General features: G+C 61.1%; 21 protein-coding genes and 1 tRNA gene. 14 read left to right on the top strand and 8 right to left on the bottom strand.

Annotation, left to right across the window (positions count from 1 at the left end; translation table 11 throughout):
- Both thiL and RVY79_RS00750 read left to right on the top strand, forming a co-directional pair.
- A complete protein-coding gene (gene thiL, locus RVY79_RS00755; RefSeq protein ID WP_317462133.1) occupies nt 1–960 on the top strand; it encodes a thiamine-phosphate kinase in 960 nt (319 codons plus the stop codon).
- Nucleotides 957–1,430: a phosphatidylglycerophosphatase A gene (locus RVY79_RS00750; RefSeq protein ID WP_317462132.1), complete on the top strand. Its 474-nt coding sequence runs from the start codon at nt 957–959 to the stop codon at nt 1,428–1,430. The genes thiL and RVY79_RS00750 overlap by 4 nt, the downstream gene beginning before the upstream one ends.
- An 84-nt stretch (nt 1,431–1,514) precedes the next feature.
- On the opposite strand, the gene mqo is transcribed toward RVY79_RS00750, so the two are convergent.
- Entirely contained in the window at nt 1,515–3,041 is a 1,527-nt protein-coding gene (gene mqo, locus RVY79_RS00745; RefSeq protein WP_317462131.1) for a malate dehydrogenase (quinone), read from the bottom strand.
- A gap of 199 nt (nt 3,042–3,240) precedes the next feature.
- The gene (locus RVY79_RS00740; protein ID WP_317462130.1) at nt 3,241–3,897 is read right to left on the bottom strand and encodes an HAD family hydrolase; all 657 of its coding nucleotides are present in this window, start codon (nt 3,895–3,897) and stop codon (nt 3,241–3,243) included.
- A gap of 161 nt (nt 3,898–4,058) precedes the next feature.
- Here RVY79_RS00740 and RVY79_RS00735 point away from each other — a divergent pair, with 161 nt between their 5' ends.
- Complete coding sequence (locus RVY79_RS00735) at nt 4,059–4,556, top strand: RNA pyrophosphohydrolase (protein WP_133698004.1); 498 nt, start codon at nt 4,059–4,061, stop codon at nt 4,554–4,556.
- A 120-nt stretch (nt 4,557–4,676) separates the two neighbouring features.
- Entirely contained in the window at nt 4,677–6,938 is a 2,262-nt protein-coding gene (gene ptsP / locus RVY79_RS00730) for a phosphoenolpyruvate--protein phosphotransferase (protein WP_317462129.1), read from the top strand.
- A 39-nt stretch (nt 6,939–6,977) separates the two neighbouring features.
- On the opposite strand, the gene RVY79_RS00725 is transcribed toward ptsP, so the two are convergent.
- A complete protein-coding gene (locus RVY79_RS00725) occupies nt 6,978–7,763 on the bottom strand; it encodes an NRDE family protein (RefSeq protein ID WP_317462128.1) in 786 nt (261 codons plus the stop codon).
- Between the two features lie 150 nt (nt 7,764–7,913).
- Between RVY79_RS00725 and RVY79_RS00720 the strand changes: the two genes are divergently transcribed.
- The 6 genes from RVY79_RS00720 to RVY79_RS00695 all read left to right on the top strand — a co-directional run bounded on the left by RVY79_RS00720 (nt 7,914) and on the right by RVY79_RS00695 (nt 14,927).
- Nucleotides 7,914–9,962 (top strand): response regulator, encoded by a 2,049-nt coding sequence (locus RVY79_RS00720; protein ID WP_317462127.1) that lies wholly within the window; start codon nt 7,914–7,916, stop codon nt 9,960–9,962.
- An 87-nt stretch (nt 9,963–10,049) separates the two neighbouring features.
- Complete coding sequence (gene lgt / locus RVY79_RS00715) at nt 10,050–10,856, top strand: prolipoprotein diacylglyceryl transferase (protein ID WP_317462126.1); 807 nt, start codon at nt 10,050–10,052, stop codon at nt 10,854–10,856.
- A 64-nt stretch (nt 10,857–10,920) separates the two neighbouring features.
- Nucleotides 10,921–11,715, top strand: a complete 795-nt coding sequence (locus tag RVY79_RS00710) for a thymidylate synthase (protein ID WP_317462125.1) — start codon at nt 10,921–10,923, stop codon at nt 11,713–11,715.
- The gene (locus RVY79_RS00705) at nt 11,712–12,260 is read left to right on the top strand and encodes a dihydrofolate reductase (protein ID WP_317462124.1); all 549 of its coding nucleotides are present in this window, start codon (nt 11,712–11,714) and stop codon (nt 12,258–12,260) included. The genes RVY79_RS00710 and RVY79_RS00705 overlap by 4 nt, the downstream gene beginning before the upstream one ends.
- A gap of 282 nt (nt 12,261–12,542) precedes the next feature.
- Nucleotides 12,543–13,313 carry a ProQ/FINO family protein gene (locus RVY79_RS00700; protein ID WP_317462123.1) on the top strand — a complete coding sequence of 257 codons (771 nt, stop codon included), beginning with the start codon at nt 12,543–12,545 and terminating at the stop codon, nt 13,311–13,313.
- A 471-nt stretch (nt 13,314–13,784) separates the two neighbouring features.
- On the top strand, nt 13,785–14,927 hold the full coding sequence (locus RVY79_RS00695; RefSeq protein WP_317462122.1) for a porin: 1,143 nt from the start codon (nt 13,785–13,787) through the stop codon (nt 14,925–14,927).
- Between the two features lie 130 nt (nt 14,928–15,057).
- On the opposite strand, the gene RVY79_RS00690 is transcribed toward RVY79_RS00695, so the two are convergent.
- Nucleotides 15,058–16,092: a WYL domain-containing protein gene (locus tag RVY79_RS00690; RefSeq protein WP_317462121.1), complete on the bottom strand. Its 1,035-nt coding sequence runs from the start codon at nt 16,090–16,092 to the stop codon at nt 15,058–15,060.
- A gap of 94 nt (nt 16,093–16,186) precedes the next feature.
- On the bottom strand, nt 16,187–16,894 hold the full coding sequence (locus tag RVY79_RS00685; protein ID WP_317462120.1) for a DUF2201 family putative metallopeptidase: 708 nt from the start codon (nt 16,892–16,894) through the stop codon (nt 16,187–16,189).
- Between the two features lie 169 nt (nt 16,895–17,063).
- Here RVY79_RS00685 and RVY79_RS00680 point away from each other — a divergent pair, with 169 nt between their 5' ends.
- Entirely contained in the window at nt 17,064–17,894 is an 831-nt protein-coding gene (locus tag RVY79_RS00680) for a mechanosensitive ion channel family protein (protein WP_317462119.1), read from the top strand.
- Nucleotides 17,895–17,992: 98 nt separating this feature from the next.
- Here RVY79_RS00680 and RVY79_RS00675 read toward each other — a convergent pair.
- Both RVY79_RS00675 and RVY79_RS00670 read right to left on the bottom strand, forming a co-directional pair.
- A tRNA-Arg gene (locus RVY79_RS00675) sits at nt 17,993–18,069 on the bottom strand.
- A gap of 67 nt (nt 18,070–18,136) precedes the next feature.
- Nucleotides 18,137–20,605 (bottom strand): EAL domain-containing protein, encoded by a 2,469-nt coding sequence (locus RVY79_RS00670; RefSeq protein WP_317462118.1) that lies wholly within the window; start codon nt 20,603–20,605, stop codon nt 18,137–18,139.
- A gap of 257 nt (nt 20,606–20,862) precedes the next feature.
- On the opposite strand from RVY79_RS00670, the gene RVY79_RS00665 reads away from it, so the two are divergent.
- Together RVY79_RS00665 and RVY79_RS00660 are read left to right on the top strand one after the other, a co-directional pair.
- Nucleotides 20,863–21,639, top strand: a complete 777-nt coding sequence (locus RVY79_RS00665) for a methyltransferase domain-containing protein (RefSeq protein WP_317462117.1) — start codon at nt 20,863–20,865, stop codon at nt 21,637–21,639.
- Nucleotides 21,636–22,631, top strand: a complete 996-nt coding sequence (locus tag RVY79_RS00660; RefSeq protein ID WP_317462116.1) for a methyltransferase — start codon at nt 21,636–21,638, stop codon at nt 22,629–22,631. Before RVY79_RS00665 ends, RVY79_RS00660 begins: the two co-directional genes overlap by 4 nt.
- Nucleotides 22,632–22,649: 18 nt before the next feature.
- Here the strand turns inward: RVY79_RS00660 and greB are convergent, their stop codons facing one another.
- On the bottom strand, nt 22,650–23,189 hold the full coding sequence (greB, locus tag RVY79_RS00655) for a transcription elongation factor GreB (RefSeq protein ID WP_317462115.1): 540 nt from the start codon (nt 23,187–23,189) through the stop codon (nt 22,650–22,652).
- 197 nt (nt 23,190–23,386) lie between these two features.
- On the opposite strand from greB, the gene RVY79_RS00650 reads away from it, so the two are divergent.
- Nucleotides 23,387–24,070: a hypothetical protein gene (locus RVY79_RS00650; protein WP_317462114.1), complete on the top strand. Its 684-nt coding sequence runs from the start codon at nt 23,387–23,389 to the stop codon at nt 24,068–24,070.
- Nucleotides 24,071–24,170: the final 100 nt, after the last annotated feature.

Below are 24,170 nucleotides of genomic sequence, written 5' to 3'. Positions count from 1 at the left end.
ATGCTGGGTGAATTCGACATCATCGCGCGTTATTTTGCGACGCCCGATAATACCTCTTCGATGGCTGGCATCACATTGGGTCCGGGCGATGACTGTGCGCTGCTGAGTCCCGCTGCAGGAACCGAGCTGGCCATGAGTGTGGATACTTCGGTGGTCGACGTGCATTTCCCCGGCGATGCACCGCCCGAGGCCATCGGGCATCGCGCGCTGGCGGTAGCGCTTTCCGATCTGGCAGCAATGGGGGCACGTCCACGTGGCTGCCTGATGGCCCTGACGCTGTCGCATGCCGAGCCCGTCTGGCTGGAACGGTTCGCTCACGGGTTTCGCGATCTCGCTTGGCGTACCTCGACGCCCTTGGTCGGCGGCGATGTCACGCGTGGCACCCTGTCCATCGCGGTCACGGTGATCGGCGATGTGCCTGTTGGCCAGGCGCTGCGGCGGAGTGGTGCAGCGCCGGGCGAGCGTCTGGCGGTGACCGGTGCGCTGGGTGGCGGCCACGGCGGCCTGCGCATGTGGCAGGCCGGAGGCCATGACCTCGAGGATCCGTTGCTAGCCGCCTACTTGATGCCGGTGCCCCAACTTGAAGCGGGCCAAGCGTTGCGGGGGCTGGCCTCGGCAGCGCTGGATGTCTCCGATGGGTTGCTGGCCGATCTCGGGCATCTATGTCACGCCTCGGGCGTGGGCGCCAGTCTCGACCCGGCGTGTATTCCTCTGGCGCCTACGCTTGAGATGACGCTGGGCAGCGAAGGCGCCTTGCATGCCGCACTCAACGGCGGAGACGATTATCAGCTTCTGGTCAGCGTGCCTGATGCGGCCTGGGAAGAGGCTCGTCGGCGGTGTGCCGAGTGCGATGTCACGTTGACAGAGATCGGGCATGTCGTCGCTGAGCCGGGTATCCTGGGGGTTCCGGAGACACTGTCGGGCGTCGGGTGGCAGCATTTCACGGGGGACGGACCATGAACCGCTCACCGCGCAGCGTCTGGCGCCGTCCGACCCACTTCCTGGCATTCGGCCTGGGCAGTGGTGCGATTCCCTTTGCGCCGGGCACCTTCGGCACACTGGCCGCGATCCCATTCTATTGGTTGTTGTCGGGACTTTCTCTCGACTGGTATCTGGGATTGGTGGGCATCGCCTCGATTCTGGGTATCTGGCTGTGCGAAAAGACCTCGCGTGACCTTGGCGTTCACGATCATTCCGGCATCGTCTGGGATGAGTTCGTGGGCTACTGGTTGACCATGTCGGCGGTGCCTTTTTCGTGGGAGGCGGCGTTATGGGGCTTCGTAGTATTTCGTGTGTTCGACATCATCAAGCCGTGGCCGATTCGCTGGGTGGACCGTCGTGTGGCGGGCGGTTTCGGGATCATGTTCGATGACGTGCTCGCAGGCGTGTATGCCTGGAGCACCATGCACCTGTGGTTCTGGCTGCATTAGCGCTTCTATACGCTCGTTGGCTGTGCCATGAAAAAGCGCCTCGATCGATGGATCGAGGCGCTTTGCATTGGGAGGTGCGTATCTTTAGGTGACCGGCGCTGGGGCGGGCTGGGCATCGGCGAGCTTGAGCGTGGTGTGCGTGCGGCGGCGCACGTCACGCAGCAGTTCGCCGTGATCGGCCAGTGTTTCGGCGCGTGCGGGCACGAGTTCCTGTAGGCGTTGTTGCCAAGTGTCGCTGGCAAACTTCTCGGGGAAGCATTGCTCGACGAGATCGATCATGATCGAGGCGGCGGTGGAGGCGCCCGGCGAGGCGCCGAGCAGGGCTGCGAGCGAACCATCGCTGGCAGCCACGACTTCGGTCCCGAATTGCAGTATGCCGCCTTTTTCCGGATCTTTCTTGATGACCTGAACGCGTTGGCCGGCGATCTCGAGGCGCCAATCCTCGGTTTTGGCCGTGGGGTAGAAGGTGCGTAGCTCATCGACACGTTGTTCGTGAGAGAGCCGTACCTGATCGATCAAGTATTTGACCAGGCTGAAGTTGTCGCGTGCCACGGAGAGCATGGGGCTCAGGTTGGAGGAGCGCACGGATCTGGCCAGATCCATTATCGAGCCGGTTTTCAAGAATTTGGTGGTAAAACCGGCAAAAGGCCCGAACAGCAGCGAGGGGGTGCCGTCGACGTTGCGTGTGTCCAGATGGGGCACGGACATCGGAGGGGCGCCGATGGGGGCCTTGCTGTACACCTTGGCGTGATGCCGAGAAACGATCTCGGGCTTGTCACAACGCAACCATTGGCCGCTGACCGGGAAGCCCGCGTAGCCCTTGCCTTCGGGGATACCGCTTTTCTGCAGCAGATGCAGTGAGGCACCGCCGGCGCCCAGGAACACGAAGCGTGCACGCAGGGTGCGCTTGGCGTTGTCGTTACCTTCGACCTTGAGGGTCCAACTGCCATCGTCGTTGCGATCAAGATCCTCGACTGTCTGGCCCGTGGTAATGCGTACCTGCTCGTCGGGCTCTTCCTCGAGCCGAGCGAGGAGTTGGCGCGTCAAGGCGCCGAAGTCGACATCGGTACCGCCGGCAACGCGCGTCGCGGCCAGCGGTTCGTCACTTTCGCGTCCGTCCAGCAACAGCGGCGCCCATTGGGCGATGACGCTACGCTCCTCCGTGTATTCCATCCCCTCGAAACACGGATGCTCGCGCATGGCATGGTAGCGATCGCGCAGAAAGCGGACGTCGTCTGCGCCGCGTACGAAGCTCATGTGCGGTACCGGATGCACGAAGCGCGCTGGATCGCCGAGGTTGCCCTTTTCGACCAAGTAGCTCCATAGCTGCTTGGACTCTTCGAACAGGGTATTGGTGTGGATGGCCTTGTCGAGCACGATCGAGCCGTCTTCGGCGCGGGGCGTATAGTTGAGCTCGCACAAGCCGGCGTGACCGGTGCCGGCGTTGTTCCAGGCAAACGAACTTTCGCTGGCAGTGGTATCTAGGCGCTCGATGATCTCGATGCGCGCTTCCGGTTCCAACTCGTGAAGCAGTGTCGCGAGCGTGGCGCTCATCACGCCTGCACCCACGAGTACAATGTCTACTGACTCATCCATATGCGTGCCAACCATTCACATAGCCCTTGAGAAGGTGCGTCGGTCAGCCGGTGAGCGGCGTCTCGATCTGCGACCGGCGCGATGGAATTTATGCGCTGCATTATAACGCTTTTGACGCGAAAATACTGCCTCCCCAAGCCCGACATTATGACTAATGACATAGCCATAAGGGATACCTTTGGCGTCTTATAAATGCGCGACTGCTGGTGTACTCTCAATCACGCAGGCTGATGATACGCCAACCGCGTTGATCGGCGGCCTCGCGCAGGGCGGCATCGGGGTCGACGGCAACCGGGTGGTCGACACGTTCGAGAAGCGGCAGGTCGTTGTGCGAGTCGCTGTAGAACCACGCGCCGTCGAGAGTGGCGTCTTCCTCGGCGAGCCAGGTGTCCAGGCGCGTCACTTTGCCTTCGCGGTAGCTAGGGGTTCCCACCACGCGCCCTGTATAGTGGCCGGCCTCGACTTCGGGCTCGACGGCGATCAGGTCGTCCACGCCCAGGCGCTCGGCGATAGGGCCGGTGATGAAACGATTGGTGGCGGTGATGATCAATAGCCGGTCGCCTTTGGCGCGATGGCGTGCCAGCAGTTCTTCGCCGCGCGTCAGGATGTGCGGCTCGATCTTGCTGGCCATGAACTGTTGATGCCAGGCGGCCAGTTGCTCCGGGGTGTTCTCGGCCAGTGGCTTAAGCGCCAGGGCCAGATACGCCATGATGTCGAGATCGCCGCTCTGATAGTCCTGGTAGAAGCGCTCGTTGGCGTCGCGATAGGTCGTCGCGTCGACAGCGCCTTGCTCGATGAGGAATTCGCCCCAGGCGTGGTCGCTGTCGAGGTCCAGTAGGGTATTGTCGAGATCGAAGATCGCCAGGCTCAAGGAGGGCTCCTTGCATCGTGCTGGGTGAACAGGGGAATTGCCGCGTAAAGGAAAGTGGATTATCGCAGAGTTACCGAATGTTGCCCACCACAAGGCGTATTGATGCGCTTTCTGGCTTTGTGGAAGAATGGCTGTAACGAAGATTCATTAAGGTGATGTCCGTGATCGACGCTGACGGCTTCAGGCCCAACGTTGGCATCATCATTGCCAACCGCAGCGGGCAGCTGCTCTGGGCGCGTCGTGTGGGACAGAATGCGTGGCAATTTCCGCAAGGAGGGATCAAGGCGCATGAGACACCGGAACAGGCATTGTATCGGGAACTCGAGGAAGAGATCGGCCTGACGCCGGAGGATGTCGAGATCCTGGCCTGTACGCGCGGATGGCTGCGCTACCGTCTCCCACGACGCATGGTGAGAACGCATTCAAGGCCGGTGTGCATCGGCCAGAAACAGAAGTGGTTCCTGCTCAAGATTCGGTGTCGGGATAGCCGAGTCTGCGTGGATTCCACGCCCAAGCCTGAATTCGATGGCTGGCGCTGGGTAAGTTACTGGTATCCACTGGGGCAGGTCGTGCCCTTCAAACGCGAAGTCTATCGTCGCGCCCTGCGCGAATTGGCGCCACGCGTTCACCGTTTGGCGAACGAAGAAGGGCCTTGCTAGGTGCTGCTCTGAGGTATCGTGGCCTGAGGGCCGATACCGCAGGGTATGCGCCTATACCCTGCGTTCGCTTTGAGACCAACCGTCGCACGCGCGTCGTGACGACAACAAGAAGAAACGCCCATGCTTGACGTTCTCCGACGCATCATCCAAGAAGTCAACGGCGCACGTAGCCTCGAGGCCGCGCTGGCGACCATGGTGCGTCGAATCCGTAAGGCCATGCGCACCGACGTGTGCTCCATCTATTTGTTCGATGTCGAGCGCGAACGCCTGGTGCTCATGGATACGCTGGGCCTGCGCACCGCGGCGGTGGGGCAAGTGAGCATGCCGCTGGGCGAGGGGCTGGTAGGGCTTGTGGGGCAGCGGGAGGAGCCGCTCAACCTCGAGGATGCGCCCTCGCACCCGTATTTTCGCTACTTCGCCGAGACAGGCGAGGAGCGTTTCTCGAGCTTCCTCGGCGTGCCGATCATACATCAGCGTCGCATGCTCGGCGTGCTGGTCGTTCAGCAGCAAGCCATGCGGCGTTTCGATGAAGGCGATGAGGCGTTTCTGATTACCATGGCGGCGCAGTTGGCCGGTGTCCTGGCGCATGCCATGGCCACGGGTACGCTGACCCGACCGACGAAGGCCGATGGTCAGGCGGTGTTCTCGGGCATTGCGGCGTCACCCGGCATGGCCATGGGGGAGTTGGTGGTGCTGACACCGCCGGCAGATCTCAATAGCGTGCCCGATTTGATTCCCACCGATATCGAGGCCGAGATCGCACGGCTGCATGAAGCGATCGCCAATGTGCGCAAGGAAATCGGCGTTGCGGCGGCACGCTTGGTCAAGCGTATCTCGGCGCAGGAAGTGGCGCTGTTCGACGTCTACCAGCAGATGCTAGGCGACGAAGCGCTGGGCCAGGAGGTCGAAAAACGCATTCGTGAAGGGCAATGGGCGCCGGGAGCGCTGGCCGATGTGGTCAAGCGCCATGTCCAGTATCTCGAGCGCGTCGATGATAATTACTTGCGCGAGCGAGCCGCGGATATTCGCGATCTGGGGCGGCGCGTACTCTCCCATTTACAGGAAGACAGCCCGCGCACGCCGGATACGTTCCCCGAACAGACCATCTTGATCGGCGATGAGTTGAGTGCCGCCTCGTTGGGTGAGGTGCCTCGCGACAAGTTGGTGGGGCTGGTGTCGATTCGCGGCTCGAGCACCTCGCATGTCGCTATTCTGGCGCGTGCGATGGGCATTCCCACCGTGCTGGGGATGGTCGATCTACCCTTGCCGAGACTCAACGGCGCCCGGGCGATTCTCGATGGCCATCGCGGCCGGTTGTTCGTGCGCCCCGATGCCGAGCGTGAGCATCATTACGAGACCTTGATCGCCGAGGAGAAGGCCCTCAGCGAGGTGCTCGAGCATGAGCAGGATCGCCCCAGCGAAACCTCCGACGGTTACCACATGCCCTTGATGGTCAATACCGGCCTGGCTGTAGAGGCGGTAGCGTCACTCAAGTCGCGGGTCAGTGGCGTGGGGCTTTATCGCACCGAAGTGCCGTTCATGATGAACGAGCGCTTCCCCAGCGAGCAGGAACAGACGCGGCTGTACCACGATCAGCTCGAGAGTTTCGCGCCGTTGCCGGTGGTGATGCGCACGCTGGACATCGGTGGCGACAAGGACCTGCCGTACTTCCCCATCGACGAGGCCAATCCCTTTTTGGGATGGCGCGGGATCCGCGTGACGCTCGATCATCCGGAAGTGTTGATGGTCCAGTTGCGCGCCATGCTGCGTGCCTCGGTGGGCCTCGACAATCTGTGCATCCTGTTGCCGATGATCTCGAGCATCGAAGAGGTCGATACCGCGCTCAAGCTCATCGACCGAGCTCAGCGGGAATTGGCCGAGGAGGGCGTCAAGCTGGCGCGCCCTCCGGTCGGGGTGATGATCGAGGTGCCGGGGACGCTCTATCAGCTCGAGGCACTGGCCGCCCGTGTCGATTTCTTTTCGGTGGGCAGTAACGATCTCACCCAATATCTGCTGGCGGTGGATCGCAACAATCCGCGCGTGGCGAGTCTCTACGATGCTTGCCACCCGGCCGTACTGGGCGCCTTATCGCATCTCGCCATCGAGTCGCGACGCTTGCAGGTGCCGGCCTCGGTATGCGGCGAATTGGCCGGCGATCCCGCTGGCGCCCTGCTGCTGATGGGCATGGGCTTCGAGGCACTCTCCATGAATGCGCCTAGCTTGTCCCGCGTGCGCGCGGCGATCCGACGTGTCTCCTTCGCAGACGCGCGGACATTGCTCGACGAAACCTTGGCGTTACCCACCACTGCGGCGGTGCGGGCGCATCTGCGCCGGCGCATGGGCGAGTGGAAGCTGGCCCATTTGCTGCCCCCCGACGATTGAACCCTGTCGGAGTGCGTGGCGCTTGGTGAGTACGGCGCGTCAAGACGGAGTGGTCGCGCCCGTCAGGGCGAGTGAATGCCGGTGGCTGCCCTGCGTGACGCCGTTCGGGCCGAAACGCGATTCCTGTAGCTCGATGTGGGTGGACCGCCATTCCACGAGTGTCGTGGCTCGCGTGCCGTAACGTTGCCCGCGAATGAAGATTGGTGCCAGAAAGCGTTCCATTTCCGGGCCCACGCCGGTATTCGGCAGGTTCGGTGTCGGCGCCGTCTGGGTATCACGCATCAACGCCTGTGCGGGATCCTGCCATGGTGTTTGCGTCAGTGCTTGCTCGAAGCCGTCTCGGGCGCGAATCACTTTCGGCCAGGATGTATCCAGGGTGGCGTTGGAAAGGCCATGCACACCGGGCGGAACCCGGGTGAGCGTCGTCCCCGTCGGGCTGTGGTGAACATGGATCAGCGTGACGCCGTCGCAATAGAGTAGATTGAACCAGGCATAGGCACGTGCCTCATGTGTCGCGAGGGCATCGAGCCAGTCGAGTGGAGCGGCGTGCGTCAGCGCTTGATAGGGCAGAGCCCCTCGGCTGGGGGGTGAGGTCGGTGCGGCGGCGTGTGCATCGCGGACATTGGTGACTGCCGCAAGGCGACCCTTTTGCGACGCCGCCAACCACGTGCCGCCGGCACGCAGGTCACGGCCGCCGACGAGGGTCGGGGCATCCGGCCATGGGGCCAGCGCTTGTGTCGGGCGGGCGTGAATCTCATCACGGTTGGCGGCCAGGCGCAGGGGCGTGTCGCTGCCCGGGCGCCAGTCGAAGACGATCAAGCACATGCCATGTTTCTCTCTCCAAGGGCTTGCGTGGACGTTGCTATCGCGGAGACGATGGCGCCAGCGTAACTCGCCATGCCACGCCCCGCACCTGCCATGACAGCCGGTAAGCGAGCGCGTACACTCGCTGCATTGTCACGAGCAGGGTAGGGAATGCACAAAGCCGCGACTTCTTCGAGCCCCCATCGTTCGCGCTGGAAAGCATTGCTGTGGCCGTTATTGCTGGCCGAGATAGGCTTCACGTTGGTGTGTCTGGGTGCCGGGGCATTGATCTGGCAGGCCAGCGACCGTCGGGAATCGGAAAATGCGCTGGATCGCCTGCAGGCGTCGCATAGTGTCTATGCGCGTCAGTTGGATGCTCGTCTAACCTCCCAGGAACAACACCTCTTGATGCTCGCGCGTGGTTCGCGGCGCATTCTTCAATCGAGGGTCGAGAATGCCTCGACCTCGCCGGAGGCTTCCCCGGTGCTGCCGGCCGTGCTGTCGCACGACGATACCCAGCGCCTCCTGATGCGGCTGCTCGATGATTACTATGGCATGGATGCTCTGGTCACCCGCGTTTTCGTCTTGCCGGTGGGCATGCGTGATTTCAGCGTTCCTGAGCCGCAGGGCGATATCGATAGCGACCTCCCACCTTATCAGCGAGAACGCACTCCCGGCGATGTGACCTGGTGGACCGGCGCGCAAGCGCCGCCGGGGCGGCTGGTCGCCACTCACGATGTCGTTTGGAATGAGCGTTACCTTGCGCGGGTAGGGATGGAAATCTCCCTGCCACGGTTGAAGCGGTTGCTGCGTGATGAAACGGGCAACACTGGGGAGCACTGGCTGGTCGATGGTACCGGGCATGCCTTGATGCGTGACGATGCGCCCCGCGTGCTGCCGGACGCGGCGGGACGCTATGGCAGGCAATGGCTGGAGGAAGGGCGCCGAGCGTTGATCTGGGACACGCTTCCCGGCACCGGTTGGCGGCTGGTGAGTCGCCTGAGCTTACCCGACGACAGTGCCTGGCAGAAAGCGCTGCCCTGGCTGAGTATCGGCTTGATTCTGGGCAATGTGCTGATTTTTGCGGGCTTCGTGACCGTGCTCTATTGGCGATTGCAGCGCGAGGAGGACGCCTGGCAAGCCGCGCTAGGAAGGCTCGTCGGCTGGCTTCCCCGAACGCAGGATCAAGATGATGTGCCGGACGCCACCGATGTCGCGCCGGCGACCTTGAATGCATTGCTCACGCGTCTCGAGCCGCAATTGGGCACCCGCGTATCGAACGAGACGTGGGACATGCCGGCGTGGCTCAACACCCTGCAACTACCGGCCTTGCTGACCAAGGGCGATGCCATCGTCACTCTGAATCCCATCTTGGCGCGGTTGCTCGGCGAGCGCCCTGAGGCGCTACGCGACATTGTGCTGGCCGAGTGGTTGAAGCCTCGGCTCGTTGACGAACAACGGCGCCGGGTGCGGGTCACCGATGCGGGGGGAGGAACGCGTGAATATCGACTCGAATGCCTGGCCGTGCGGGGCGAGCACTCCGTCTGGGCGTTGATCGATCAGACCGAGGCCGGTGAAACCTTGCACCATGTGCGCCTTGCTCGTGATCAGGCGCGTGAGGATGCACGTCTCAAGACGGACTATCTGTCGCATTTGCGTCAGGAGCTCGAGGCTTGCGTGCAAACGTTGAGCACGCCCACCGAGTCCGATGCGCCTCATCACCCGCCACGGTGGGAGGCGCTGCGTCGACGCCTGGAAGACGCCATGCTGTTGCTCGACACGCTGACGAGGGAGAAACCGGCGTCCGATGCGCGCCAAAGCGAAACGAGCCCGCGGGTGCTGGTCGTCGACGACGGCCCTGTCAATACGCTGTTGGCATGTGGCGTGCTCGAACGCCAGGGGTGTCATGTCGAGACCGCCACGAATGGCGAGGAGGCGCTGGCGCTGGCCGAGCGTCAGTCGTTCGATCTGGTGTTCATGGACATCTACATGCCGACCCTCGATGGTATGGAAACCAGCCGTCGCTGGCGGCGATTGGAGCGTCGACTGGCGAGGCGGCATACCAGCGTGCTGGTGGCATTGACTGCCAATGTCACCGAAGCTGGTCGAGACGCCTTTCTGCAGGCAGGCATGGATGACTACCTGGCCAAGCCTTACCGCCCCGGCGATCTGGTCGCCATGGTGCGCCGTTGGATAGGCGAAGACGCAAGGCCCAAGTAGTAGCCGTCGTCGGTGCCGTTGCCGCCCGGCGGCGGCTGTCGTAAGGTGTCGAGCCCACGCCGCCCAGCTCGTATGCAAGGAGAACGCATGCTCAGTTATCCCGATATCGACCCCATCGCCATCGCCTTGGGACCCCTCAAGGTACATTGGTACGGGCTGATGTATGTGATTGGTTTCGTGGCGGTGTGGTGGCTGGGGCGCAAGCGCGCCGCGCGCATCGGCCTCAAGGCCGATGATATAGGAGACCTGTTGTTCTATGGGGCGCTGGGGGTCGTCCTCGGCGGACGCGTAGGGTATGCGATCTTCTATGGTTTCGAGCGTCTGATGGCCGATCCGTTATGGATCTTTCAGGTCTGGGATGGCGGCATGAGCTTTCATGGCGGCCTGATCGGTGTCCTGATTGCAGCAGGCTTGTTCGCGCGCAAGCATCAGTTGGCGTTTTTCCAACTGACCGATTTCGTGGCGCCGATGGTACCGATCGGTCTGGGGGCCGGACGCATCGGTAACTTCATCAATCACGAGTTGCCCGGGCGCGTGACCGACGTGCCCTGGGCGCTGGTGTATCCCGGCCTGGGGCCAGAGGGACGCCATCCCTCGCCGCTTTATGAGTTCGCGCTGGAAGGCGTGGTGATGTTCGTGGTGCTGTGGTGGGTCTCTAGCCGGCCGCGTCGGCGTGGTATGATATCCGGCCTGTTTCTGTTGCTTTACGCGGTGTTTCGCTTCTCGGTCGAGTTCGTGCGCCGGCCGGACCCACAGCTCGGCTTCATCGCCTTCGGCTGGTTGACCATGGGGCAGTTGCTGACTATCCCCATGGCCCTGGCCGGCATCGCCTTGATTGTCTGGTCGCGTCGGCAGCCGGTCGACGACGCGCGTGAAGCATCGCCGACAGCGTGAGTTCAGGTGTTCAATTTCGGCGCGGCATTGTTGCCGCGTCTTCATCGTTCAATGTTTGGATGTCATGCAGCCTTATCTCGATCTGATGCGCCATGTGCTCGATAATGGCGTGGAAAAAAGCGACCGCACCGGCACCGGGACGCGCAGCGTCTTCGGTCATCAAATGCGCTTCGACCTGGCCGACGGCTTCCCGCTGGTGACCACCAAGAAGCTTCACTTGCGCTCGATCATCCATGAGCTGCTGTGGTTCCTGCGCGGTGACACCAATATCGCCTATCTCAAGGAACATAATGTCCGCATCTGGGACGCATGGGCTGACGAGAACGGCGACCTGGGGCCGGTTTACGGCTATCAGTGGCGCAGCTGGCCGCGACCGGACGGCGGGCATGTCGATCAGATCGCCAATGTCGTCGAACAGATCAAACGTAACCCCGATTCGCGTCGGCTGATCGTCTCGGCCTGGAATCCCGCGTTGGTCGATGACATGGCGCTACCGCCGTGCCATGCCCTGTTCCAGTTCTATGTCGCCGATGGTCGGCTGTCGTGCCAGCTGTACCAGCGCAGCGCCGATATATTCCTGGGCGTGCCGTTCAACATCGCCAGCTACGCGCTACTCACGCACATGATCGCGCAAGCGTGCAACCTGGCGCCGGGCGAGTTCATTCATACCCTGGGCGATGCGCACCTCTATCTCAATCACCTCGATCAGGCGCGCCTCCAGTTGAGCCGTGCGCCGCGCCCGCGCCCGCGCCTGGTGCTCAACCCCGAGATCACGGATGTGTTCGATTTTACCTTCGAGGATATCGCCATCGAGGATTATGATCCGCACCCGCATATCAAGGCGGAGGTTGCCGTATGAGCGAGCCCATGAGCACCTGTGTCGATACCGTGGTGCCCATCGCCCTGGTGGCGGCGATGTCGCGCGAGCGTGTCATCGGCGCCGATAACAAGCTGCCCTGGCACTTGCCGGAGGATCTCAAGTTCTTCAAGCGCGTGACCATGAGCAAGCCACTGGTCATGGGGCGCAAGACGTTCGAGTCCATCGGCAGGCCGTTGCCGGGGCGCCTGAATATCGTCATCACACGTGATCGTGGCTATTTCCATGACGGGCCCCCCGACGGCGTTCGCGTTTGTCATGACCTGGCCAGTGCCCTGGAAATGGCCGATAGCCAAGCCATCATCGAGGGCGTCGAGGACATCTGCGTGATCGGCGGTGGCGAAATTTTCGCCGCGGCCTTGCCCTGCGCCACGCGGCTTTATCTGACCGAGGTCGATGTAGCGGTACATGGCGATGCCTGGTTTCCGGCCTTCGATGCCACGCATTGGCAGGAAACCCAGCGCGTGCCGGGGCAGGGCGGCGACGGCACGCCCGACTACGCGTTCGTGCATTACGAGCGTCGATGAGGTTGCCAGCGCGGCGAAGCTGGCACAGACTTACTCGGTAGCCCGCATGGGCCGGGCCTGTCTGCCGTGCCGATGTTCTATCGATACGTAGACGATTCGAGGCCTAGGCCTCGTCTGAAAAGTCGACGAGCGATGATCAGACAAGGCAAAAATTGGCGAAAAGACGGAGTTTACAGGTCGTAAATGAGTACTTTGAGCCCATTTTTAACGCCGTATGATCGAGTGTAGGCACTTTTCAGACAGTGCCTAGTGTTCGTTCAAGGCAATCAGGGAGTGCACGCCTTGCTGACCGACCACGCAGACGCCCTGTTCAGGGCATTGGAACATCAAGCCGAAGCCTGCCGGGCCGATCTCGAGGCGGCTCGTGGACAGGTCTCGGCGCTCGAGTCGGAAAACCGCGCCCTGCGTGAGCGCCTCCTGGCGCTTGCCGAGCTGGAGCCCGACGATACCGAGACACCCGCCGCCCAGGCGGAGCTGCCCGATGCCGGCGCGAAAGCCAGAGGGCTAGGGCCCATCGCGTTTCGTGGCCCGCGTCGGCCGGCGGAAGCCACCGAAGATCCTGCGTTTTCCGCCTCTCCCTCCTCGCCAGACGATCACAACCAGCCCGCTGGCGACGCAGAGAGCGAGCCCCCGCAGGCACGCCTGGCGCTGGGCGCGGAACATGAGCCGCCTTCTCCCCAGGCGTTGCTGGCGCAGTGGTACCGGCGCTATCCGGAAACCTTCTTCAAGGGCCACACTCAGCCCCTCAAGACGGGCATCCATCTCGACTTGGTGGCGCGCGAGCCCTGGCCGGAGAAACTCGTGCGTCGCGCCCTGGCGTGCTACGTGCACTTGCCGCGCTATCTCAAGGCGGTGCGGGTCGACGTGATGCGGGTCGATCTCGACGGTCAGGCGGCAGGCACCGTGACCGAGGGCGAGGCGCGCCACGCCCGCAAACAACTCGATGAGCTCACCAAGAAGCAGAAAAAACAGCAGAAGCAGCACAACGAGCGCAAGGAATCCGAGCAGCTAGAGCGCAAGTTGAGCCAGTTGCTTGCCAAGCACGGCCGATGACAATTAGATGAAAGTATTGAAAAAGAGGGGCACGAGCCCCTTTTTTCTTGTCGCGGCGTAGTGTATTTCGCGATATGCTGATTAACGACATACGACTTTTGTAGTAAAACATGCCGTACTGGCACGTTGCCTCTTGTCAGCACGCGCCTGAGTCGTAAAGATGAGGGTGCCGCTAACGTCACGCCAATGTCATATTGGCGGTGTAGGGTGGCTCCAGGCCTCTTGGGGCCGGCTTGCGGAAGAGGTGACCTTGACCGAATCGACAGGAAGCGCGGAAGGAAAACAGTGTTTTTTTCTTGTTGCGTTCTCCAAAAGACGGGTATAAGGTTTCCCTGCGAGCATTGGATAACAACAAGGCTTTATGAACTCGTCTCGACACCGCTAAAAAGCATGTCGAGAAAAAACCGGGTCGAAAGCCGACTGCATTTGCAGACACGATCGAACAGTAAGCTAGTTAAGGAACCTATCGCGATGAAAAAGACACTCTTAGCGACTGCCGTTGCCGGCGCCATCGGTGCCTCAGCAGGTGCTGCCCAGGCTGCCACTGTCTATAACGAAGACGGCACTCAGCTCGATATCTACGGCAACGTGCAGATTGCCTACAAATCTATCGACCAGGCCGACGGTGATACCGAAGACGAGCTGTTCGATAACGGCTCGACTATCGGCTTCTCCGGTCAGCACGTCATCAACCCGGGCCTGATGGGCTACTTCAAGGCCGAGTTCGAGCACCAAGCCGATGAAGAGAAGATCGGTGATGGTCTCAGCGACGGTGACCAGGCTTACCTGGGCCTCAAGGGCAACTTCGGTGATGCCCGCGTCGGTTCGTGGGATCCGTTGATCGATGACTGGATCCAGGATCCGATCTCAAACAACGAATACTTCGACATGACCGACTCCTCGTCGGATCTGGGTAACGTCTACGGTGGTGATGGTCTAGACGTTTCGGCTGATCGTGAAGGTGACAAGGTTCAGTATATGTCACCGTCCTTTGGTGGCCTGCAGTTCGCTGTCGGCGCGCAGTATAAGGGCGACGCTGAAGGAGAATTTAACGGTGACCCGGACGCTGATAACTATTTGACAGGTTATGAAAATCAGGGCTCCAACGCTGCCTTCTTCGGTGGTGTGAAGTATACCGTGGGTGCATTCTCCATTGCGGGTGTCTATGACAGCCTGGATAACTACGAGCTGCGTAATACCACTAACGGTGATGAACTCTCGACTGAAGCCTATGGTGTGAACGCTCAGTACACCATGGATGCGCTGCGTGTGTCCGCCAAGGTCGAAAACACCGATGTCAAATACGCTGGCGAAGGTGGTGACATCATGCGCTATGCGCTGGGCGCGCGTTACGGTTATGGCTTCGGTGATGTCTACGGCTCTTACCAGCGTGTCGACGCCGATGAAGAAGTAGCCTTTGTTGCCAATCCTAGTGGCGTAGCGATCAGTGGTGGCGCGGTTACTTATAGCGGCGATAACACCTTCAACGAATTTGCGCTGGGTGCCACCTACAACATCTCTCCGGCGATGTACACCTTCGTTGAGTATGCTCAGTATGACCGTACCAACGACGCAGGCGACGGCGTTGCCGTGGGTGCTGTCTACAGCTTCTAAGCTGTCGATGCCCCAGCGATCTTGAAGGTCGCGAACAAAACGAAGCCGGCTCATTACGAGCCGGCTTTTTTGATTAGTAGGGATAAGGTTTTAGCGTTTATAGCAAGAATATGTATGGAGGTAGCGGGCGCTACGTCGCGGTGTCGATGGCAGTGTCCGAAGATGACTGCGCCAGAATACGGCGGGCGTCGTCACGTATTTCCTCACGCCAGGCGCTGGGTTCCAGGACCTCGACATTGGCGCCCATTCCTTTCAGCCACCAGAGTGTCTGCTGGTCGTCGGGTAATTCGACGCTGAGCTGCTGCCACTGGCTATGCGGCAATGGCGTCAGTGTTTGCTTGCTCGCCAGCGGTGTCTCGGTGAGTAGCCAGGCGACTTGCGGGGCGACATTGGCAAGCAGGTGGATATCATCGCGCGATTGTCGATAACCGAACGCGCCGTCGGCGATATACGCATCGAGATCGAATCCCGGGGTTTCGCGCCACGGCATCTGACTGATGGTCGCTTGGTGTATCCGATGTAGTGCGAACTGACGCAGATCGCTATATTCACCCACGGTCGCCACGACATAAGTAACGCTGTGACGGCTGACCAGCCCCTGTGGGTGAAGAATCAGGGTCTTGTAATCCTCACGACTCCGCGAGAGATAGCGTATTTCGATGGCCTTGTTTTCCAGCAAGGCCTGCGTCACGCATTGCCATACGGAGGCGTCTACGGCGGCGGGGAGAAGGGCTTTGCCGTTGGGAATGGCCCGGACACGTTTCTTCCATTGGCTCAAGCTGTTGCCTTCCAGGTCGTCGAGTAGACGGTGGGCATCGGCGAATTGGGGAGATAGCTGCCCCAGCACGACGGGGGGCAGAATGCCCTTGAGATATTCTTCGGCGAGCACGAGCGTGAGGGCGCTGGGTAAATCCAAGGCCGGAAGGTTGCTTTGAAACTGGCGGTCGAAGTACCAGCGAAAGGGCTTTTGTGTATCGTCGCAGACCAAAGGGAAGTGCAGTGCCAATTTGTCGCGAAGGTCGCGTTGCAGCGAGCGGGCATCGACCATGAAGCCGCGCTCGCGAAGCTTCTCCAGCAGCACGGGGGTTGCGATGCGGCCCGGGCTGCGGGGGATTAGCTGTAATAGGGTCAGATAGCGAAACAACGTATCGCGAACGTGGGGCATGGCATCCTCGAAGAATGGTTACTTTTCTTTACATAATGGTTATCGGCTTGTATGAAGCCTGCTTTAGCAGATTCGGGTATTCAGTCGATTTGAACTATGACAAGTGCCTCAGGCGGTTCGCGATGGGCAGGGGAAGGTGATGCGTCCACCGGTAGTCGTTGGCGAGCGTCCGGGTGTGGGAGCGCCATGTGTCGATGAGTCTGCTGTCGGGTGGCGTCGGCATGAAATCTGGGTCAAGGCTTGCCTGTGATGAAGGGAGAGGCACGATGCACTCTTCATGCAGACGATCGGTCGTGGCCTCCTGTTCCAGCGCAGGGTGCGTGAGCAGCCAGTCATGCACTTCGTGAGCGGGGTGCGGGACCTTTGAGAAGAACAATACCGCCGCGGTCGGCAGCATATAGCCCTGTTGCAATAGCAGACTGTTGATCTCATGGTCCCATGCCAGATGCCACATATCGGAGGAGGGCGGCGGAGGGAGTAGGTAGCCCAAGGCACAGTGCCAGATCAGATGCGCCTGTAGATAACGGCGATGCTCCGCTTCGAGCGTTGCGCTGAAGCGTGCATCGAAATAGAGGTTGCGCCCATCGGTGGTGGCCGTCGCCACGCGGTCGTCGATGACAGGGACGAGCGTGAGGCTATCGGCGAGATCGGCATTCAAGGGACAACTATCGTGCCAGAGATCACGATCCGACGCCCACAACGCTAGCTGCTCATCCTTCAGCGTTCGTGCCGCCGTGCTCTGGGTATTTCCTTTTTGGCGTGCGACGTACGACGCCAACTGCGTCACCACTCCCTTGCTCATACCGAACTCCTCGCACGTTGAAGTATGCAAGGAGTATCGAGGTAGGCAGCGACAATAGGTGTCGCAGTTTCCGCCGATCGACGCGGCAGCGTCGCTATGTCAAGGTCGTGTCTGACCATTAATCTGCACGGATGAGAGCCAAACCGACATGCCTGAGGATTCCTTTTGGATGGAACTGCTGAGCAACCGTGGGGTGAGTTCGGTAGCGTTGGTGGCTGTTCTCTTCACGTTGCGTATCCTCGCGGTGCGCGTCATACGCGGTCGGAAAGAGATTCTGTCCGATTACCGCCGTGCATGGCTGGCCCGCATCCGGAACACTACTGTGGTCCTTGCCCTGACCGGCCTGGTGCTGATCTGGCTGCCTTCGCTGCATGCCTTCGCGTTGTCCATTACCGCCTTCGCCGTCGCGCTGGTGATCGCGACCAAGGAGTTGATCCTCTGTCTGTCGGGAACCGTTCTCCGCGTCGTCAACCAGCCTTTCGAGATCGGCGATTGGGTCGAAATTGGCAACCTGCGCGGCCAGGTGGTCGATGAGACCATGCTGGCGACGACCCTGCAGGAAATCGGCGGGCCCGTGGGACGCTTCGAATACTCAGGCAAGACCATCGTGGTTCCCAACAGCGTTTTCCTGACCACTCCGGTCCAGAATCAGAACTTCTTCAAGAAGTGGGTATATCTCGAAGTTTGCGTAGTCCTGGAGCCTGATGTGGACATGCACTCGGTGCTGTCGGAATTAGAGCAGGAAGTAGCAACGTTGCACGCCCCTCATGCCGATTTGGCCCAACGCTACAGCGTGCTAATCAGGAAGCGTACCGGCATCGATATCGCCGACCCCCACCCTCGCGTGAGCCTTACCACCACGGACATCGGTAAACAGCGTGTCGGCGTCACGTTGTTCTGCCCCACTCCCAACGCCTTCGAGCTGGAGCAGGCCATCAACGATGCTGTGCTGCGCCGTTACTGGCGCCTTCGCAGTATGGCAAGTGCCTCAGGGGTATGATCAGCAATCCTCAGGCCTCTGGTGAAACAGGGGACTGCACCAGGATTCACCCTCACGCTGGTGTTTCTGAGTTTTGCTCAGGTTACAAAAGATTGAGCTGGTGCCCCCATCAGGATTCGAACCTGAGACCTTCCCCTTAGGAGGGGGACGCTCTATCCAGCTGAGCTATAGGGGCTTGGCGGGGTCGGCATTATAAGCGTCCCGGAGCTTGGGATAAACCCGTGTCACGCGCCGGCGTGGGTTTATTGAGCCTGTAGCGCCAGTGGATAGGAGAGCTGGGGCGTGCCGGTTAGATAGCGCGCTTCGAGCTCATCGCTTGGCATGGGATGGCCGATAAGAAAGCCTTGTGCCATGTCGCAGCCCATATGGCGCAGGATATCGAGTTGCTCGGGCGTTTCGACGCCCTCGGCGAGCACGATGCGTTGCATGGCATGCGCCATGTCGATGATGCTGCTGACGAAGCGTCGTTGTTGCGGCCGCTCGACGAGGTGTCGAATGACCGCCTGATCGATCTTGACGATGTCGATGGGAAGCTGGCTGGCGTACGTCAACGATGAGACGCCGGAGCCGAAATCGTCGAGGGCGATCTGGGCACCCAGCCGTCTTGCGTACTGGAGTTGGTTGTAGGCCAGGTCGATGTCATGGAATTGGGCGGTTTCCACGACTTCCACATTGAGGAACGGCGAGACAAGCGCATGACGCTTGCGTGCCTGTTCCATGTCTTCGGCGAGCTGGCCGGATTCGACCTGATCACGCGTGACGTTGATGCTCACGGTGACTGCCATGTGACAGGCTTGAAAGCGTTGTGCGGTGTGCGCGGCCTGATGGACGAGCCAGGAGCTGTAGGCGCGCTCCAGCGAGGAATGATTGACGATATCGATAAAATGGTGCGGCGCGAGCAGGCCTTGCTCGGGGTGATGCCAGCGCACCAGTGCTTCGAAACTGACGATGCGTTCGTCGGCCAGCGATAGGATGGGTTGATAGAACAGCGCCAATTCTTCTTGCTCCAGGGCGTTCTGCAGGCGCGTGTAGAGAGTATCGCCATCGCTTGGGTGGCGCTGGCTCATTGAGACGCGATTCTTGCCTTGGCTCTTGGCTTCGTACATGGCGCTATCGGCGGCCGCGATCAACGCGTTCGCGGCGTACTGGCTGTCCTCGGTATAGGCGACCCCCACCGAGGCGGAGAGCGTGATGCTGTTTCCGTTGCGCAGGTTGATGGGGCTGATCAGGTCGTCGAGGATCTTGAAGGCGACCTTCTCGGCTTTTTCTGCGCTGCGCATGCCTGCCAGGGCGATGACGAATTCGTCGCCTCCCAAACGTGCGACCAGGTCGGTGCTGCGTGTTTGTTGCTTGAGCCGCTGGGCGATGATCACCAGCGCTTCATCGCCTGCTGCGTGGCCGTATGTATCGTTGATTGGCTTGAAGTCATCGAGATCGATAAACAGCACGGCAATGCCGATTCCAGTGAAGGAAAGCCCGGAGAGCAGGTTTTCCAGCGCCCCGCCGAAATGATCGCGATTGAACAAGCTGGTGAGCGGATCATAGATGGCGCGCCGTTCGAGGCGCGCCTGTTTCAGATGTTTCTGGGTGATATCGCGGAACACTGCGATGTAATGGGTGATGGTGCCGTGGACATCGTGGATCGCCGAGATGGTGACGTTCTCGATGAGCTGGCGACCGTCCTTGCAGACGCTCCAGATATCGCCCGTCCAGTATCCTTGCTGATGCACGGTGGTGAACAGGTTGGTATAGAACTGCGCATCGTGTTTGCTAGAGGAAAGTAAGTGAGGCGTGTGTCCTAGGGCTTCCTCGGCACTGTACCCGGTCAACTGCGTGAAGGCGGGATTGACGTCGATGATGCGCTTGTCGGCATCGGTCACGAGGATGCCGTCATGGGTGCTGTCGAAAACCGTCTCGGCAAGCGCCATGCGTTTCATGGCAAGCTTGCGCGCGGTGACATCGGTCAAATAGCCGTGCCACAGTGTGCCCCCGTTGGCGAGACGTGTGGGCATGGCGGCGCACTCCAGCCAGCGCAGTCCCCGGGTGGGGTGATGATAGCGAAAGGCGGACTGCCATAACCGCAGCGAGGCGGCGGAGCTTTCGAGTGCGTCGCTCAGGTGGCGTCGGTCCTCCGAAGCGATCCGCGAGAATAGCGTGTCGGCGTCCTGCTGCAGGGTTCCGGTGTCGATGCCGCAATAATCCGCCAGCCGAGTGCTGATATAGGAGAAGCTGCCCTGCCCGCTGGGCGATTGCCGGTATTGAAACAAAACGCCGGGGACTTGGGCGCTGAGCTGATCGAGCAGGCGATTCTGGGCTCGCCAGCGGGCATGCGGTCGATGCTGCTTATCGATGTCGCGCTGCACACTAATCAGGTAGCAATGCCCCGCCTGATTGTACAACGGGGTCAGCACCAGTTCGCTGTCGAAGCGAGAACCGTTCTTGCGGCGACTTTTCAGGGTCAGCGTCAGCGCCGTGCGTTCATCGATAGCGCGCTGTAGACGATGGTTGGCCTCGGGATCCGCATCGCCCGTCTGCAGTAAATGGGAGGAACGCCCCAGCACTTCCTCGCGGGTATGGCCGGTGAGTTGTTCGAAACCCTTGTTGACGAAGACCAAGGGGCAGCCGGTTTGGTCGCCATCGGCAATAGTGAGCGCGATGCCTGGCACTTCCAGCAGCTCGGTCAGCGACGCAGGCAAGATATGTGGGGCCAAGGTTTCGTGTCCTCTACGACAGCCACGCGGGGCGTGGGAATGGCACTATTTATCGGCCACCGGCCGGAGCGCGATCAAGTGACGTCATGCGTGTCGGGCCGACGCCATGCACTGTGGTTGAAAGCCCTGCGTGGTCTGGGCTGGAGGCATACGGCCAGCAGCGCTAGACTACCCTTTTTTTATATTCCAGTGCCAGGCTTTGGACGGAAAAGTGTCTTCAATCGCCGACATTTTAGAAAACGCTGGATAGCCAGGGGATGTCATTGGTCACCCACGACCGCATTTTCGACGGCTTGGCCGACAAGTTCGAACGTGGCCTCTACGGGACGCCGCGAGGTGCGATTCGTCTGGCGGTGCTGGAGCATGTGTTACCCCATGAACTCCCCGCCGATGGTCGTCCCGCATTGGATGTGGGTGCCGGTCTGGGCCAAATGAGCATGTGGTTGGCGCAACGCGGTCATGCGGTGACCATGGTCGAGCCCTCGCGGGACATGCGCGAACGTGCCATCGCGGGGATGGGGGATCTGGTCGTCACGCCCGTCGATGCCACTTGGCAGACGCTTCACGAACGCACGCCGGGGCCGTGGGGGCTGATCGTCTGTCATGCGGTGCTCGAGTGGTTGGCGGCGCCACAGGCTGCTTTCGCGCAACTCGCCACGTTATTGGCGCCGGGCGGGTATCTGTCGCTGATGGTCTTCAACCGCGATGCATTGCGGTTTTCCAACGTGATCAAGGGCAATCTGGACAAGGCGCTCGACGATCGGCTGGAAGGGCTCGGCAAGCGTCAGCGCCTGACGCCGATTTCGCCGCTCACCGATGCCCAGATATGCGCATGGAGTAAGGCGGAAGGCCTGTCGATCGAGGCGGTGACGGGCGTGCGTATCTTCCACGATTACCTTGCGGAGCGCCACCCGGCGCCGGCGCAACTCGAGAAGGTGATTGAGCTCGAGCGTCGTTATTGCCAGCAGGAACCGCATTGGCGCCTGGGACGTTATCTTCACTATACCCTGTACAAACCGGAGACCGCGTCATGAGCGCCGAGACGCCCCCTTGCCAACTGCTTGCCCGTCAGTCCCACGATTATCGCAATTGGCTTTGGGTCGCGCCGCCTCGCGATGCCTGGCTGGAAATGCATGGGAGCAGCGTATGGAGCGCGGATGCGTTGGTTTGCCAGGCCTGGCGAGCGCGGGGATACCGGGTTTACGACGCCCTCGCGCCGGTGCTGGAAGCACCGGTCGCGGGCGCTGTGCTGTTTTGGCCCAAGACGCATGCGCTCGGCGAATGGTGGCTGCTGGCGCTGTGCGCGGTGTTGCCCGAAGGGACGCCCCTACAGGTCGTCGGTGAACACCAAGGGGGCGTCAAGCGTGTGCTCAAATCGCTGGCCGCCCTGGGTCTCGGGTGCCGCAAGGTGGATAGCGCGCGGCGTTGCACATTGTACGCTACGCGCACCGCGCCGCTGTCGTTGTCACCGGAGGCAGCCTGGACCACGTTCGAGGCCGCGGGACTCAACGTGGCGAGCCATCCCGGCGTGTTCGGCCATGGCAAGCTCGACGACGGCACGCGCTTGTTGCTCGAGACATTGCCCGATGCGCTGGGTGATCCTGCCGGGCGTCATCTGCTCGATATGGGATGTGGTGACGGCATTATAGCCGCCTGGCTCGGAACACGGGGCGCAAGCGTCTCGGCGGTGGATCTCAGCGCCTTCGCGGTGGCCGCGACGCGCCGCACGCTAAAGGCCAATCGCGTGGCGGGGGAGGCCTGGCAGAGCGATGTCTACAGTGAAGTGACGGGAAAATTCGACGCCATCGTCAGTAACCCGCCTTTTCATCAGGAGCGTGCCATCGACTATGGCCCGGCGGCGCGCTTGATACGCGAGGCGCCTGACAAATTGGTACGGGGCGGCAGCCTGATTCTGGTGGCCAACGCCTTCCTGCCGTATCCCCGCTTGCTGGAAGAGGCCTTCGGTGACTTCAAGATCCTCGCCGATGATCGGCGGTTTCGGGTATATCGCGCCATCAAGCGTTAGGCACTTTTCAAATGAGACTTAGGTTTCGGGGTCGGCGTAGGCGATATCCGTGATCACATAGGTGGTGTCGCCCCCCGGTGCCTGGACGGTGACGTCATCGTCGAGCCCTTTGCCCAGCAAGGCCCGGGCGAGTGGGGCGTCGACGCTGACCCAGTGCTTGTCGGTGTCGGTTTCGTCGTGGCCTACGATACGGATTGCCAATTCCTCGCCGTTTTCATCCTCGAGTGTGACATAGGCACCGAAGTATACCCGTGAAGTGTCGGCGGGCAGGCGGTCGACGACCTGCACCTCATCCAGGCGCTTGCCGAGGTAGCGAATGCGTGCGATGACACGATTGAGCTCTTTCTTGTTATAGGTGTAGTCGGCGTTCTCGCTGCGATCCCCCTGGGCGGCGGCTTCGCCGACCTTGGTGGACAGCGCGGGGCGTTTGACACGGGAAAGATGCTCATGGATGCCCTTGAGCCGAGCATAGCCCTGTGCCGTGATCAGCGGGCTCTTCTTTTCCTGGCGCGGGTCCTTGGCGGGATCGCGCCAACGGGTCATGTTGCGGCCTTTCATGCCTACCTCCAGAGCGTGGAATGCTTACCCTACGCAAGCCTTGCCGGTACGCCAAGCCCGCTACCCGGTGCGAGGCTCGTCGACACTACAGCTCGCACTACGACGAATCGACTTAGCGAGTAATTCAAACGTTCGTTACATTTTAGACGAGTAAGCATACCTACCATCGCAAAGGTGCAGCACGCCAGGAGGTCGTCATGCAGGGTCGTCATTTCGTGGGAGCACGCCGTCGACGCCGTCTCATACCGGCACGTCTTCATGCTGTCTTGTGCGCTGCCTTGATCGGCGCGCTCAGTAGCGCTCCGGTCTGGGCCGACGCCTCGCCGGACGGTGTGTATCCGCTGATGTCGCGTTGGGGAAACGTGGAGTATGGCATGCAGGGTGCGGCACAGGAAAAGGCGCTGGCAAGCCTGGCGCAGGAAGCCGAGATGCTTGCCGAGGCGCATCCCGACAACGCGCATGTGTTGACGGCCGAAGGCGTGATTCTTGCCTCGTACGCCAAGGCCAAGGGGGGCCTCGGGGCGCTCGATCTGGCGAAACGCGCACGCCAGGCACTGGAGCGTGCCATCGAGCTCGACCCGCGTGGCGATGACGGCGCCGCCTATGTGACGCTAGGGGCGCTTTACGATCGGGCGCCGGGCTGGCCAGTGTCGTTCGGCGACGATGACAAGGCCGGTGAGTTGCTGCGGCGTGCGCTGGAAATTCGCGGCGATGGCATCGACACACATTACTTCTATGCTACGTATCTCCGCGACGAGGGGCGCCTTGACGAGGCCCGTCGCCACGCGCAGCAGGCCGTGAACGGTCAGGCCCGCAAGGGGCGCGCCTCGGATGAGGCGTTGCGCGAGAAAGCGCGGCGGCTATTGAACGAATTGTCATAGATGATGGTCGGCGCGGTTGGCATTCCCATGCTGCGTCGGGATAATGAGGCGCATTGTGCCGTGTATCGGGACGACGCGCCTTTTATCGTGTCGCCTCGTT

It is taken from the genome of Chromohalobacter sp. HP20-39, from assembly GCF_033052815.1.
Classification (GTDB): Bacteria; Pseudomonadota; Gammaproteobacteria; order Pseudomonadales; family Halomonadaceae; genus Chromohalobacter.
Note: the sequence above shows the minus strand (reverse complement) of the source record. Positions and strands in the feature narration are given on the sequence as shown.